The following is a 14,385-nucleotide window of genomic DNA, read 5'->3' as shown; positions in this document are numbered from 1 at the left end:
TCCCGAAGTAGATGTGACGATTTGGGCAACTGCCGGCTTGCGCAAGACCGACAGCCTGGAAGTGAGGTTTCGGGCGTTGCTGGCTAAGCGACGTCAGTGGATCGGCTACAGGAAGGAGCTGGAAGAAGCGACAAGATCATGTCGCTGAGTAGGTTCAGGCGGCCATGTCCGAGCCCATGGCCTCCCTAGCCTTACAACATCGCCAAGACGACAGTAGCCAAAAGCGCCAGTGCAACAGCGGACACTGGATCGATGCCCATCAAGCCGAAGCCGATGGCCATGCTACCGAACGCACGAATGCGCTTGTGCAAAACTGCTGAACCAGCCTGATTCATATCACCCATGAGGTGACCTCCTCTAGCTGTTTCTCCTGGTCTCATAAAGCAGTGGGCGAGGAGGTTCAGACTTCGCTGCCTGTTGTTTCTTTTCACCAGAGTCCGGCGGCAGCGTCCCAACTGGACAGTTGCAGGGCGAAGCAAGGCTTCGCTTCCTGGCATCTTGCAGTGGCGCGACAGTATCAGTAAATCGCGCCGCCTGTCGATTATCTCCTCGCCCGAATAGCCTGAATGCGTGCAGTGAGATCGACTGTCAATTGGTGCAGGTCATTCGCGAAATACCGGATGTGCCGGATGTGTGCTAGGTCGAAGGGCACGTCCCCGCCACTCTGTGTGATCAGGATAACCTCCTTTCCTAGCGCATGAGCCACTCCGATCTCATAGAAAACGTTGGGATTCCGGTTAGTACAGTCGCAGACCACAATCGAGGACCTATCAATCAGGTCGACAACATCCTGAATGATCGCGTGATTCTCCCAAATATCATCAGCTCGGTGGCAGCGCATGAGATTGTTTGCAGCTGCTCCTTGGATTGCGTGGTAAACCCCACCGAAACCAGCAAAGGGCATCATCGCACTCAACAAGTCCTGTTCTACAAGTTGCGGCTCTCGCAACTGGAAAACCCTCGGGGTTCGGTCTGTCCGACTGACTTCAGTAGCGATCACTTTGTACAGATCGGCCCTAGGTACACGCCAGTGGCTGTGCTCAAAAGCAGTAAACCCTCGCGTAGGCATTGGGATATCCAAGGCTGCAGCTAAACGCATCACCTCATCGTGGGGGATAGGTGGAACGTTAGGCTCGTAGCTATATTGAATGCTTACACTGGCGCCCGCAGCCGTGATGGAGGTGATGCTGCCCACTCTGGCAAATTGCGTCTCGCCCCGTGCAGTCTCTTCGACGAAGAGAGCTGGGATTTGGGTCAGTGCTGCGAAATTGACTGAACCGTCAGGAAGACGGTGAACCGGGTCATCCTGTGGAACATAGATTCGGCTGAGCGATACCTCGTCACGGCGACCGCTCCATCCGCCGTACCGCACCAAGAGATTGTACAAGCCTGCCTCCTGCCTACTTATCGCTTCATGAGGCTGTCATAAAGCTGGCATTCCCCAGCCAAAACAGCCCATTTGGACACAAAAAAGGCACTTGCGAAATTCGCTAAGTGCCTGATTTGTAAGGATTATTTGGTGGAGCCGGGGGGATTTGAACCCCCGTCCGCCAGTACTCCGCTGTCGGTACTACATGCTTAGCCGTGTCTATTGAGTTAATCCGCAGCCGCCCGACGGGCAGGGTGCTTTGGACGAGTTGGGTAAGTTTTAGTCGCTTTGCCCCCAACGTGCTACACGACGATCCTGTTCTGTATGACAATCACTTCGGGTTTACAGGCATCCCCTAGTGATTGCTGGAGCCGAAGCTACCAGGAGAGCGGGCTCGGCTGCTTACGCAGCGAGAGCGTAACCCTCGTAGTTTTCGTCATTGGCAACTATAGAAAGTTGCAACAGTGGATTTACGAGTTCTGTTACCAACTCGGCATGCACCTAGAGTTTCATCACCGGCGTCGAATCCTAATCGGCCCCATTTTTTACTGCTCTAGCGCTAGCACCGTTTCGGGTGCATGTGACGGAGTATACGCCATCGGTCGGGCGACGTCGACTACCGGTCCGGTCGCCCACCGAGGTTACTGACCGTTGCCGCCCTTGTCGGTCTTCTCGAGGCGCGACAGCACCTTGGCGCTGATGGTGATGCAATCCTTGTCGTTGCCCGCCGCCTGCGCGGCCTTGGCGTCAGCCACATGCTGTTTCAGCGCATCGTCCAGCCCTTCGGAGGTCGCGCCCATGGTTGCCATCTGGTCGTCGATCTTCTGCAGGTTGCTGGTACACAGGTCTTTATCCGCCGCGAACACAGGCGAGGCTAGCAGTGCGGCGCTGAGGAACAGTCCGGTAATCGCAGTACGCTTCATGTGAATCTCCTTGGCTGGGAAGGCCTCAGGATAAGGGGCCTATTTGCATGGACTGCGGCCGATGCCAGGGGTTCAGACGGATGTTGTGGCAGATGGCCTGTTCGCCGGCAAGGCCAGCTCCTGCCGGTGTGCAGGAGCCGCCTTGGCTCACAGCGCCCTGGCTCTGGTCACCCGGTCCACCAGGTACACCAGGCCGTGATAGTCGATGCCGCCATGCTCGCTCAGGCCGATTTCACAGGTGCGGCTGGTGGAGATGCCTTCGCTGCAGTACTGCACGGCGTCCTTTAGGCTGCGCAGTGAATGTGCGTTCAGTTCGGGGGTGGTGAAGCCCTTGTCGCCGGCGAACCCGCAGCAGTGGATGCCCTCGGGTATCACCACCTCTTTGCTGCAACGCCGCGCCAGGTCGATCAGGGCCTGGCTCTCGCCCAGGTGCTGGGTGCTGCAGGTCACGTGCACGGCAATGGGTGCGTCCTGCGGGGTGAACTCCAGCTTGTCCACCAGGTGGGTGCGGATGAAGCGCACCGGGTCATACAGGTCCAGGCGCGAGTCCTTGAGGTCTTGCACCAGGCGCAAGGTGCACGGGCTGGTGTCGCAGTAGATCGGGTCGAGCCCGCCGCGGCTGGCATGCAGCAGCGCGCCAATCAGTTCCTGGCGCTTGTGCTCGGCCTGTTCGGCATAGCCCTTGGAGGCGAACGGCTGACCGCAGCACAGGCTGTCCTGGTTCTCGGGGAACACCACCTGGTAGCCGGCCTTTTCCAGCAGGCCGCGGGTCTTGTCCAGCAGCGAGGTCTGTTCGCGATCGCCCGCGGCCGGGCCCATGACGCGCGATACGCAGGCCGCCAGGTACACCACGCGGGGCCGCGCATCGTTGCTCGCGGGGCTGAACTGGATGGGCTGCAGGGGCTGCGGCATGGCCGGCGTCCAGAGCGGCAGGCGGCCGTTGCTGGCTTTGCTCAATGACTGGCTGATGCGGGCCAGCCGTGGCGCGCCCAACAGGCGGCGGGCACCGTTGGCTGCGCGCAGGGTGAGGCGGGCGCCGCTTAGCGCGGTGTGGAAATGCTCCGCCAGCCAGTCGGCTGTCTTCACGTGGCTGGCAGCCTGGGCGCGCAGTTTCTTCACCAGTTCGCCGGTGTTGATGCCTACCGGGCAGCGCTGGGCGCACAAGCCGGTGGCGGCGCAGGTGTCGATGCCCTGGTACTGGTAGTCGCGTTCAAGCGCGGTGGTATCGACCCCGGCGCGCTTCTTGGCCTGGATGTCGCGCCACATCACGATGCGCTGGCGCGGGCTCAGGGTCAGCCCCTTGGACGGGCATACCGGTTCGCAGAAGCCGCACTCGATGCACTTGTCGACGATCTCGTCGGCGGCCGGCAACGGCTTGAGGTTTTTAAGGTGGATCTGCGGGTCGTCGCTGAGCACCACATCCGGGTTGAGGATACCGTTGGGGTCGAGCAGGCGCTTGAGCGTCCACATCAGCTGGTAGGCATCGTGGCCCCATTCCAGTTCGACGAACGGCGCCATGTTGCGCCCGGTGCCATGCTCGGCCTTGAGCGAACCGCCGAATTCGACCGCCACCAGGTGTGCCACGTCGTCCATGAACGCCTGGTAGCGGGCGACCTCTTCGGCACTGTTGAAACCCTGGGTGAACACGAAGTGCAGGTTGCCCTCCAGCGCATGGCCGAACAGGATGGCTTCGTCATAGTGGTGCCGCTCGAACAGCTCGATCAGGCGGTTGACGCCGATGGCCAGTTGCTCGACCGGGAAGGTCACGTCTTCGATGATGACCGTGGTGCCGGTCTTGCGCACGGCGCCGACGGCCGGAAAGGTGTCCTTGCGGATGGCCCAGAGCTTGGCGTTTTCCTTGGCGTCTTCGGTGAAGTCGACCTGTTTCTCGACCGGAAATTGCGCCAGCGAGGCCATGATCAGGCCCAGCTGCTCGTGCAGCAGTGTCTGGGTGGCAGCACGGGACTCGATCAGCAGGGCGCACGCACCCTCGGACAGCTGCTGCACGAAGGCCGGCATGCCGGGCTTGTCCTGCACCGAGCGCAGGCTGCGCCGGTCGAGCAGTTCCACTGCCGATACCGGCTGGCTTTTCAGCACGGTGACGGCGGTGCAACAGGTTTCCACGTCCGGGAACACGATCAGCGCCGACGCCTTGTGCGGGTGATCGATCACAGTGTCGTAGGTAACCGCGCTGATGAAGCCCAGGGTGCCCTCGGAGCCCACCAGCAGGTGGTTGAGGATGTCCAGTGGCTGGTCGTAGTCGACCAGCGCGTTGAGCGACAGGCCGGTGGTGTTCTTGAGCCGGTACTTGTGGCGGATTTTCGCGGCCAGTTCGGTGTTGGCGCGGGTCTCGCGGCCCAGGCGCGCGAGCGATTCGAGCAGGTCGGCATGGCTGCTCTGGAAGGCCGCGACGCTGGCCGGGTCTTCGCTGTCCAGGCGGGTACCGTCGGCCAGCACCAGGCGCAGGCCGGCCAGGGTGTGGTAGGTGTTCTGGGCGGTGCCGCAGCACATGCCACTGGCGTTGTTGGCAACGATGCCGCCGATCTTGCAGGCGTTGATGGACGCCGGGTCGGGGCCGATCTTGCGTCCGAACGGCGCCAGCCAGGCGTTGGCCTGGGCGCCGATCACGCCGGGTTGCAGGCGGATCTGCCGGCCTTGCTCGCGAATCTCGCGACCGTTCCAGTTGTCGCCCAGCACGATCAGCACCGAGTCGCTGATGGCCTGGCCCGACAGGCTGGTGCCGGCGGCGCGGAAGGTCACCGGCACGCGGTCGCGCTGGGCCAGCTGGAGCAGGCCCACCACTTCGTCTTCGCTTTCCACGCGTACCACCAGCTTGGGGATCAGCCGGTAGAAGCTGGCGTCGGTACCGAAGGCCAGGGTAGACGTGGGGTCGTCGAAGCGGCGCTCACGGGGGATCAGGCGTTCAACCGAGTCGAGAAACGCGGTGGGCAGGCTCATGCAAACTCCTCGCGGGGCCACGGCGTCTATCGCGCCGCGTGCCCCGGACAATCAGGCGGTGATGGGGCAGGCGGTCAGGCGCCGAATTCGCGTACCAGCGAATCGCGAGTGATCTCGCTGATGGACTTGGCGCCGGTCAGCACCATGGCCACGCGCATTTCCTTTTCGAACAGGTCGAGCAGGTTCTTCACGCCGGCTTCGCCTGCGGTGGCGAGGGCATAGAGGAAGGCACGGCCGATCAGTACGGTGTCTGCGCCCAGGGCGATCATGCGCACCACGTCCAGGCCGCTGCGGATACCGGAATCGGCGAGGATCTTCAGGTCGCCCTTGACCGCATCGGCGATGGCCGGCAGGGCACGGGCGCTGGACAGCACGCCGTCGAGCTGGCGACCTCCGTGGTTGGACACCACGATGCCGTCGGCACCGAATTTCACGGCGTCGCGCGCGTCGTCCGGGTCGAGAATACCCTTGATCACCATCGGGCCATCCCAGAACTCGCGGATCCATTCCAGGTCCTTCCAGGAAATCGACGGGTCGAAGTTGGCGCCCAGCCAGCCGATGTAGTCGGCCAGGCCGGTGGGGCTGCCGCGGTATTTGGAGATGTTGCCCAGGTCGTGGGGCTTGCCCAGCAGGCCTACATCCAGCGCCCACTGGGGGTGGGTCATGGCCTGCCACATGCGCCGCAGCGGTGCGTTAGGGCCGCTCATGCCGGAGTGGGCGTCACGGTAGCGTGCGCCGGGTACGGGCATGTCCACGGTGAACACCAGGGTGGTCACGCCGGCGGCCTTGGCACGCTCCAGGGCATTGCGCATGAAGCCGCGGTCCTTGAGCACATAGAGCTGGAACCACATGGGCCGGTCGATGGCCGGGGCCACTTCCTCGATCGGACACACGGACACGGTCGACAGGGTGAAGGGGATGCCCTTGGCCGCCGCGGCACGTGCCGCCTGCACTTCGCCACGCCGGGCGTACATGCCGGTCAGGCCGACCGGTGCCAGGGCCACGGGCATGCTCAGGGTTTCATCGAACAGGCGGGTCTCGAGGCTGAGCTCGGACATGTTCTTCAGAACGCGCTGGCGCAGGGCGATGCTGGCCAGGTCTTCGACGTTGTGGCGCAGGGTGTACTCGGCGTAGGCGCCGCCGTCGGCGTAGTGGAACAGGAAGGGCGGCAGCTTGCGTTGGGCTGCGGCGCGGTAGTCGGTAGAGGCTGAAATGATCATGGTGTCTCGCAGCGTCGGTTGAAAGGGGCAGCTGCCGGGCGCCCTTGGGGCGCCCGGCCTCTTTCACTTTAGTGAACCAGCATGCCGGTCAGCCAGTACGCCTGGATCAAGGTGATCAGGCCGACGATGGTGGCGAAGAACAAGCTGTGCTTGAGGGTGAAGCGGAACAGGTCCGACTCCTTGCCGACCAGCCCGGTGGCCGCGCATGCCACGGCGATGGACTGTGGCGAGATCATCTTGCCGGTAACGCCGCCGCTGGTGTTCGCGGCCACCAGCAGGGTGTCGTTGACCCCGATCTGGTGCGCGGTGGTGGCCTGCAGCGAACTGAACAGCGCGTTGGACGAAGTGTCCGAACCGGTCAGGAACACGCCCAGCCAGCCAAGGAACGGCGAGAAGAACGGGAACGCTGCGCCGGTGCCGGCCAGTACCAGGGCCATGGTCGACGACATGCCCGAGTAGTTGGTGACGAAGGCAAAGGCCAGCACCATGCCGATCGACAGGATCGGCCAGCGCAGTTCGAAGAAGGTTTCCTTCAGCGTGGTCAGGCCGGTCTTGAAGTTGATCTTCAGCACCAGCATCGACAGCAGCGCGGAGAAGAAGATCGCGGTACCGGTGGCCGAGATCGGGTCGAGCTTGAACACCGCCGGCATGGCGGTCGGGGCGGCGACGATCGGCGCGGTCTTGATCACCAGCTGGTCAAGGTGCGGGATGGCGAAGTTGAACACCCAGCTGTACATCGAGCCACCGGCGGCAAAGGCTGCCTTGAATGGCTTGAGGGTCCAGATGGTGACCAGCACGGTGAGGATCAGGAACGGCGACCAGGCCTTGAAGATCTCGCCAAAGCTGTAAGGCGAAGGCTGGCTGCCGCCACCGTTGACCACGGCTGCACCGACGCTGCCGGTGGCGGTGGTCATCGAGCGCTTGGGCTGCCAGACCTTGAGGAACAGGGTCAGGGAGATCAGGCTGGCCAGTGCCGAGGTGATGTCCGGCAGTTCCGGGCCGATGAAGTTGGAGGTGAAGTACTGGGTGACGGCGAAGCTCAGGCCGGCCACCAGGGCTGCAGGCCAGGTTTCCTTGACGCCGCGCAGGCCGTCCATCATGAACACCAGCCAGAACGGCACGAACAGCGACAGCAGCGGCAATTGACGACCGGTCATGGCGCCGATCTTGAAGGCGTCGATACCGGTGACCTGGCCGGCCACGATGATCGGGATGCCCAGGGCGCCGAAGGCCACCGGGGCAGTGTTGGCGATCAGGCACAGGCCGGCGGCGTACAGCGGGTTGAAGCCCAGGCCCACCAGCAACGCAGCGGTAATGGCCACGGGTGCGCCGAAGCCTGCCGCGCCTTCCAGGAAGGCGCCGAAGCAGAAGCCGATCAGCAGAACCTGCAGGCGCTGGTCGTCGGTGATCGACAGCACCGAGCTGCGGATCACTTCGAACTGGCCGCTCTTGACCGTCAGTTTGTACAGGAACACCGCCGCGACGATGATCCAGGCGATGGGCCACAGGCCATAGGCAAAACCGTACCCGGCAGCAGCCAGGGCCATGTCGGCGGGCATCTGGAAGGCGAAGATGGCGACCAGGATCGACAGCGCCAGCGTGATGCTGCCTGCCACATGACCCTTGAGGCGGAACACGGCCAGCGCCAGGAAGAAGAACACGATAGGGATGACTGCCGCCAGGGCGGACAGGCCGAGACTACCAAGCGGACTATAGAGTTGTTGCCAGGTTTGCATATGGGGTGGCCCCTAATTGTTGTTGGTCATGCAGTGGCATTGGCTAATTGGTCATACCAATTTACAATGTCGAGCCGCTAGGTTAAGAGCCCTGTGGTGGGTGTGTCAATTTGCCCCGCTAAAACTTTCGTCGGACGGTTGAAAAAAGGTCGGCTGAGCGGCTTCGAAATTCGCCAACTGGTGGGTGTGGCGTGGGCACCGATAGGCCAAAATAGGCGGCCCCGAACGAACTCGGGATTGTGGAGAGCATGTGATGGTTTTCAACCAGGTCCGCCAACGCCGTTTGTCCGACGATATCGTCGAGCGGCTTGAGGGGATGATTCTTGAAGGCACCTTGACCGCCGGTGAGCGGTTGCCGGCCGAGCGGCAACTGGCCGAGCAGTTCGGGGTGTCACGCCCGTCGTTGCGCGAGGCGATCCAGAAGCTGGTAGCCAAGGGCATGCTGGTGAGCCGACAGGGTGGCGGCAATTATGTTGCCCAGTCGATGGGTTCGACGTTCAGCGACCCCTTGTTGCAATTGCTGGAGAACAATCCGGAGGTCGAACGCGACCTGCTGGAGTTTCGTCATACGCTGGAGGCGTCGTGTGCCTATTACGCCGCATTGCGTGCCACCGCGGTGGATCGCGAGCGGTTGAAGGTGGCGTTCGATGCGCTGCAGGACTGTTATGCGCGTGCCGATGAGGTGAGCCGAGCCGAGGAAGGGGCGGCGGATGCGTCGTTCCACCTGGCGATTGCCGAGGCCAGCCATAACGCGGTGCTGCTGCATACCATTCGCGGGTTGTTCGACCTGCTCAAGCGCAACGTGGTGACCAACATCGGCGGTATGTACAAGCAGCGCAGCGAGACCCGCGACATGCTGATTGCGCAGCACCGGGACCTGTACCTGGCGATTGTCGAAGGGCGTGCGCAGGATGCACGGGAGGTGTCGAGCCAGCACATTCTGTATGTGCAGGAGGTGCTCGAAGAGGTGCGTCAGGAGGTGCAGCGGGTCGCGCGGGCAGAGCGGCGCAACGGGCGCTAGACAAGCGTTGCGGCTTTCGCCGGCAAGGCCGGCTCCTACAGGGTTTCGCTTGGCCTGTAGGAGCCGGCCTTGCCGGCAAAGTGGCTAGAGCAGGCGTGCCTACTCGTCGCGGCCCTTGCTGCGCACGGCGCGCTGCAACTCGCGATCGGAATCACGCTCGCGCTGGGTATCGCGCTTGTCGTATTCCTTCTTGCCCTTGCCCAGGGCAATCTCGCACTTGATCAAGTGCTTGCTCCAGTACATCGACAAGGCCACGCAGGTATAGCCCTTCTGCTGTACGCCCACGAACAGGCGCTCCAGCTCGCGGCGATTGAGCAGCAGTTTACGGGTACGGGTCGGGTCGGCGATCACGTGGGTGCTGGCTGCGGTCAGGGGGGTGATATGGCAACCCATCAGCCATGCTTCACCGTCCTTGAGCAGCACGTAGCTGTCCACAAGATGCGCCTTGCCGGCACGCAGACTTTTTACTTCCCAACCGGACAGGACCAATCCGGCCTCGAACTTGTGCTCGATGAAGTAATCGTGACGCGCTTTTTTATTCTGCGCGATGGTCCCTGTCGGATGCTTCTTTTGTTTAGCCATAGGGGCGGCATTATAGGCAGTCGTCGCGCTGTCGGCTACGGGGTAGCGGTACGCTTGAGCCGTTGGAGTGAATCCCGGACAATACGCGCTGTTTTTCCTCTTGATGCGCTATGTGGCGCCCCTCGGCATTCGCATCGTGTTTACCGCTCAGCTTTGGAAGTGACGCCTGGATGACTACCCATATTCAACGTTCGGCACTGTTGCCGTACCCCGCTCAGGCGCTGTATGACCTGGTGAATGACGTCGCCCGCTATTCGGAATTTCTGCCGTGGTGCTCCTCCAGCACGGTGCTGGAGCAGAGCGAGACCCTGATGCGAGCGCGAGTCGAGGCGGCCAAGGGCGGCATGAGCCAGAGTTTTGTAACGCGAAATGAGTTGGTGCCAGGGCAGTCCATCGAGATGAACCTTGAGGAGGGGCCGTTCAATCAGCTGCACGGGCTGTGGACGTTCAAGGCACTCGGCGACAAGGCCTGCAAGATCAGCCTGGACCTGTCGTTCGATTACGCCGGGCCGCTGGTGCGCGCCACCCTGGGGCCGATCTTCAACCAGGCGGCCAACACCCTGGTGGATGCGTTCTGCCAGCGGGCCAAGCAACTCAATGGCTGAGCCGATGCTGCCCATCGAAGTGGTCTACGCCACCGCCGAGCAGCAGCTGTTGCTGGCGCTGGAGGTGCCAGCGGGTACGTCGGTGAGCGAGGCGGTTCGCTTGTCGGGCATCGCCGGGCAGTTGCCGGGCGTGTCGATCGGGGATTGCCCGATGGGTATCTTTGGCAAGGTGGTTGCGTCGCAGCATCCGGTCGAGGCGGGTGATCGGATCGAGCTGTATCGGCCGCTGCTGATCGACCCCAAGGAGGTGCGCAAACAGCGCGCGGCCAAGGTAGCCAGGGTGTTCAAGAAGGCCAAGCGGTGAAACGCCGCGCATGAAAAAGCCCGGAATGATCCGGGCTTTTTATTGCCTGCGCCTTGCTTACTGCGGCGAGGTGTCCAGCGGTTCCGGCACTGGAACCGGGATGACTTCGATGGTATCGACGTCGCGCTGGATCGTGTCTTCCAGCGAGCCAGGCTTGGCGGGGGCTTCCTGCTTGGCAGGTGTCTCGCCTTCGGCAGGGCTGACAGTGGTGCCCGCTGCGCCGCCAAGGATTTCCTGATCGCGGCTCACACCCGGCATGAAGTCACCCGACAGGCTGGCGAGCTGGTCGTTCTCGTTGAAGAACACGCTCATCCGTTCCTGCTGGCGCTCGCCCCCACCTGGTTGCAGACTGTACAGGTAGTCCCAACGGTTGGTGTGGAAGGTGTCCTGGATCAGAGGGTTGCCCATGATAAACCGTACTTGCCGGCGGGTCATTCCCGGCCGCAATTGGTCTATCATGTCCTGCGTGACGACATTGCCCTGCTGGATGTCGATTTTGTAAACCCCGGGGAACGAGCAACCGGCGAGTGCGAGCAGTCCCACAAAGGTGAGGCTGGTTAGCAAGAGCTTGGTGTTTTGCATCGGTGGGCGACTTCCACTATCTTGGCTGGACAACGTAAACCCCGATCATACCCGTATTCAGAGAAGCTGCGAAGCAGCATCGGCGAGAAAGCTGACCATGGTTGAAAATAGCGAATTACGCAAAGCCGGTCTCAAGGTGACCCTGCCTCGAGTCAAGATTCTACAGATGCTCGACTCCACCGAGCAGCGCCACATGAGTGCTGAAGACGTCTACAAGGCGTTGATGGAGGCAGGCGAGGACGTCGGTTTGGCCACGGTTTACCGTGTTCTGACCCAGTTCGAGGCGGCAGGTCTTGTCGTTCGTCACAACTTCGACGGCGGTCATGCAGTGTTTGAACTGGCCGACGGCGGCCACCACGACCATATGGTCAACGTGGAGTCTGGCGAAGTCATCGAGTTCTTCGATGCCGAAATTGAAAAGCGCCAGAAGGAAATCGTGCTGGAGCACGGCTACGAGTTGGTAGATCACAATCTCGTGCTGTACGTGCGCAAGAAAAAGTAAGCACTTTGCTTTGAATTGCACGGCATTGAAGGCGACCCTGGGGTCGCCTTCGTGCTTTGTGGGGGCTGTAATGTTGTACGCCGGTAAGGCCGGCTCCTGCGGGGGCAGTCAGGCTTTGCTGGTGACGACCATCTTTCTGGCATGCGCCAGTGATTCCTTGGTCAGGTCGATGCCGCCCAGCATGCGCGCCACCTCTTCGACCCGCTCGCGTTTGCCCAGGCTCGCCACCGCCGTATGGGTCGCATCGCTGTTGCGCACCTTGTGCACGAACAGGTGATGGTGGCCCTGCGCGGCAACCTGCGGCAGGTGGGTGACCGTCAATACCTGCCCACGCTCGCCCAGGCGACGCAACAGCTGCCCCACGATTTCCGCAGTCGGGCCGCCGATACCCACGTCGACCTCGTCGAACACCAGGGTCGGAATGCGCGAGGTCTGAGCGGTAATGACCTGGATCGCCAGGCTGATCCGTGACAATTCACCCCCGGAAGCCACCTTGGCCAGTGCCTTGAGCGGCTGGCCGGGGTTGGCGCTGACCAGCAGTTCGACCTGCTCCAGGCCCTGGGGCAACAAGTCTTCGCCACTGTTGGGGCGAAGTTCGATGCTGAAGCGTCCACCAGGCATGCCCAGGCGCTGAATCTCAAGCTCCACCGCGCCAGCCAGCTGGGTCGCGGCCTGCTGGCGCAGGCGGCTCAGCTCCGAGGCCTTTTCCTGGTAATGGCGGGCAAAGGCGGCAAGTTCGTCACCCAGTCGGGCAATGGACTCGTCGTTGGCGTTGAGGCCTTCGAGCTCCTCCATCAAGCGTTGCTGCAGGTCGGCCAGCTCGCTGGGGTGCACGCGGTGTTTGCGCGCCAGGGTGTACAGGGCGTCGAGACGTTCTTCCAGCTGCTGCAGCCGCGCGGGGTCGGCGTCGAAATGGTCGAGAAAGCGGTTGAGCTCGCCCACTGCTTCTTCTACCTGAATCTGCGCACTGGCGATCATGTTGGCCGCCTCGGCCAGCGCCTTGGGGGCATTCTGTACGGCGGTCAGGCGATTGAGGCTGACGGTCAGCGCACTGAGCACATTGCCCGAGTCGCTCTCGCTGCAATGGTCGATGACCTGGCGGCAGATACCGAACAGGGCCTCTGCATTGGTCAGGTTCTTGTGTTCCTGTTCCAGTAGCTCAAGTTCGTTTTCGCCCAGGTTGAGGTTTTCCAGCTCTTCGAGCTGATAGCTGAGCAACTGGTGCTGCGCGCGCTGTTCGTCCCCGGAGTTGCTCAGCCGCTCGAGCTCCTGGCGGGTCTGCCGCCAGCGCTGCGCCGCCAGCTGCACCTGGCGTGCAAGGTCGGTGGCGCCGGCGTATTCGTCGAGCAGGCGGCGATGGGTGTCGGTCTTCAGCAGCGACTGGTGTTCGTGCTGGCTGTGGATGTCGATCAGCAGCTCGCCCAGGGCCTTGAGGTCGCCCAGCGGGCAAGGCGTGCCGTTTATATAGCCGCGGCTGCGGCCTTCGGCGGTGATCACCCGGCGTAGTATGCACGGGCCGTCGGTGTCCAGGTCGCGCTCGGCCAGCCAGGTACGGGCCTCGGGAATGTCGCCCAGGTCGAAGGTGGCCAGGATGTCGGCCTTGTCTGCCCCGGGGCGCACCACGCCGCTGTCGGCGCGATCACCCAGGGTGAGGCCGAGGGCATCGAGCATGATCGATTTGCCGGCCCCGGTTTCACCGGTGATGACGCTCATCCCGCGGGCGAGTTCGAGGTCCAGGTGTTCGACGATGGCGTAGTTGTGTACGGAAAGATGCACCAGCATTGGGGCGGCTCCCAGGCGTAAGGTCTGGTTATTTATACAGTGTTTTTAAAACCCCTGACAATGCTTGTGCTTAGTTTGATTCGGTTGCTCGGTGAGGGTTTTGATCGCAAGGGGTTATGAGGGTAATGCTGCGGACTGTTCATCAGCCCTTGAAGCTGCATTTTCAGACCCCATATAGCCGGCAGACGTGCGAGTAAGTTCGCTGACGAAATTGCAAAGGAGAGATTTTATGGCTGACGAACAGACGCTGGATGAACAGAATCTGAACGCCGAGGCGGCCGGCGATGAGCTGAGCACGCGCGTGCAGGTGCTCGAAGAGCAACTGGCGGCGGCCCAGGATCAATCCCTGCGCACCGCCGCAGACCTTCAGAACGTGCGCCGTCGCGCCGAGCAGGATGTCGAGAAGGCGCACAAGTTCGCCCTTGAGAAATTCGCTGGTGACCTGTTACCGGTGATCGACAGCCTTGAGCGCGGCCTGGAGCTGTCCAGTGCCGAAGACGAGAGCATCCGCCCGATGCGTGAAGGCATCGAGCTGACCTTGAAGATGTTCCACGACACCCTCAAGCGCTACAACCTCGAGGCGATCGACCCGCACGGCGAACCGTTCAACGCCGAACTGCACCAGGCCATGGCCATGCAGGAGAGTGCGGACGTCGAGCCCAACAGCGTGCTCAAGGTGTTCCAGAAGGGCTACCAGCTCAATGGGCGTCTGCTGCGCCCGGCCATGGTCGTGGTCAGCAAGGCTCCGGCTCCGGTTTCGCCCTCGATTGACGAGAAGGCTTGAAATTAGCCTGGCGGCCC

At 62.2% G+C, this 14,385-nt stretch carries 14 protein-coding genes and 1 other RNA gene; 5 read left to right on the top strand and 10 right to left on the bottom strand.

The genetic code is table 11. From position 1 onward, the window contains the following. Window positions 1-191: 191 nt before the first annotated feature. The 7 genes from DN387_RS15610 to DN387_RS15580 form a co-directional block, all read right to left on the bottom strand. Window positions 192-344: a hypothetical protein gene (locus DN387_RS15610; RefSeq protein ID WP_021205331.1), complete on the bottom strand. Its 153-nt coding sequence runs from the start codon at window positions 342-344 to the stop codon at window positions 192-194. Between the two features lie 197 nt (window positions 345-541). Further along, window positions 542-1,387: a hypothetical protein gene (locus DN387_RS15605; protein ID WP_218186788.1), complete on the bottom strand. Its 846-nt coding sequence runs from the start codon at window positions 1,385-1,387 to the stop codon at window positions 542-544. A 130-nt stretch (window positions 1,388-1,517) separates the two neighbouring features. Next, window positions 1,518-1,909: a transfer-messenger RNA gene (gene ssrA, locus DN387_RS15600) on the bottom strand. A 101-nt stretch (window positions 1,910-2,010) separates the two neighbouring features. Continuing rightward, window positions 2,011-2,292, bottom strand: coding sequence for a hypothetical protein (locus DN387_RS15595; RefSeq protein WP_043863844.1), 282 nt, complete (start codon window positions 2,290-2,292; stop codon window positions 2,011-2,013). A 147-nt stretch (window positions 2,293-2,439) separates the two neighbouring features. Further along, on the bottom strand, window positions 2,440-5,250 hold the full coding sequence (locus tag DN387_RS15590) for an FAD-binding and (Fe-S)-binding domain-containing protein (protein ID WP_054916544.1): 2,811 nt from the start codon (window positions 5,248-5,250) through the stop codon (window positions 2,440-2,442). 74 nt (window positions 5,251-5,324) lie between these two features. Then, complete coding sequence (gene lldD / locus DN387_RS15585; protein ID WP_043863842.1) at window positions 5,325-6,470, bottom strand: FMN-dependent L-lactate dehydrogenase LldD; 1,146 nt, start codon at window positions 6,468-6,470, stop codon at window positions 5,325-5,327. A 68-nt stretch (window positions 6,471-6,538) separates the two neighbouring features. Then, on the bottom strand, window positions 6,539-8,206 hold the full coding sequence (locus DN387_RS15580; protein ID WP_043863841.1) for a lactate permease LctP family transporter: 1,668 nt from the start codon (window positions 8,204-8,206) through the stop codon (window positions 6,539-6,541). Window positions 8,207-8,459: 253 nt separating this feature from the next. Here DN387_RS15580 and DN387_RS15575 point away from each other — a divergent pair, with 253 nt between their 5' ends. After that, on the top strand, window positions 8,460-9,227 hold the full coding sequence (locus DN387_RS15575) for a GntR family transcriptional regulator (protein WP_043863840.1): 768 nt from the start codon (window positions 8,460-8,462) through the stop codon (window positions 9,225-9,227). 99 nt (window positions 9,228-9,326) lie between these two features. Here the strand turns inward: DN387_RS15575 and smpB are convergent, their stop codons facing one another. Next, entirely contained in the window at window positions 9,327-9,809 is a 483-nt protein-coding gene (gene smpB / locus DN387_RS15570) for an SsrA-binding protein SmpB (RefSeq protein WP_043863839.1), read from the bottom strand. 170 nt (window positions 9,810-9,979) lie between these two features. Between smpB and DN387_RS15565 the strand changes: the two genes are divergently transcribed. Both DN387_RS15565 and DN387_RS15560 read left to right on the top strand, forming a co-directional pair. Beyond that, a complete protein-coding gene (locus DN387_RS15565; protein ID WP_043863838.1) occupies window positions 9,980-10,414 on the top strand; it encodes a type II toxin-antitoxin system RatA family toxin in 435 nt (144 codons plus the stop codon). Beyond that, on the top strand, window positions 10,407-10,718 hold the full coding sequence (locus tag DN387_RS15560; protein ID WP_078481341.1) for an RnfH family protein: 312 nt from the start codon (window positions 10,407-10,409) through the stop codon (window positions 10,716-10,718). The genes DN387_RS15565 and DN387_RS15560 overlap by 8 nt, the downstream gene beginning before the upstream one ends. 57 nt (window positions 10,719-10,775) lie before the next feature. Here the strand turns inward: DN387_RS15560 and DN387_RS15555 are convergent, their stop codons facing one another. Continuing rightward, window positions 10,776-11,300, bottom strand: a complete 525-nt coding sequence (locus tag DN387_RS15555) for an outer membrane protein assembly factor BamE (protein WP_043863836.1) — start codon at window positions 11,298-11,300, stop codon at window positions 10,776-10,778. A 97-nt stretch (window positions 11,301-11,397) separates the two neighbouring features. On the opposite strand from DN387_RS15555, the gene fur reads away from it, so the two are divergent. Next, window positions 11,398-11,802, top strand: coding sequence for a ferric iron uptake transcriptional regulator (gene fur, locus DN387_RS15550; protein ID WP_043863835.1), 405 nt, complete (start codon window positions 11,398-11,400; stop codon window positions 11,800-11,802). 108 nt (window positions 11,803-11,910) lie between these two features. Here fur and recN read toward each other — a convergent pair whose 3' ends face one another. Next, window positions 11,911-13,584 carry a DNA repair protein RecN gene (gene recN / locus DN387_RS15545; RefSeq protein ID WP_054916543.1) on the bottom strand — a complete coding sequence of 558 codons (1,674 nt, stop codon included), beginning with the start codon at window positions 13,582-13,584 and terminating at the stop codon, window positions 11,911-11,913. Between the two features lie 229 nt (window positions 13,585-13,813). On the opposite strand from recN, the gene grpE reads away from it, so the two are divergent. Further along, window positions 13,814-14,368 carry a nucleotide exchange factor GrpE gene (grpE, locus tag DN387_RS15540; protein ID WP_043863833.1) on the top strand — a complete coding sequence of 185 codons (555 nt, stop codon included), beginning with the start codon at window positions 13,814-13,816 and terminating at the stop codon, window positions 14,366-14,368. Window positions 14,369-14,385 lie beyond the last annotated feature (17 nt).

Origin of the sequence: Pseudomonas sp. FBF18, from assembly GCF_024261405.1 — a bacterium.
Lineage (GTDB): Bacteria > Pseudomonadota > Gammaproteobacteria > Pseudomonadales > Pseudomonadaceae > Aquipseudomonas > Aquipseudomonas palmensis.
Note: the sequence above shows the minus strand (reverse complement) of the source record. Positions and strands in the feature narration are given on the sequence as shown.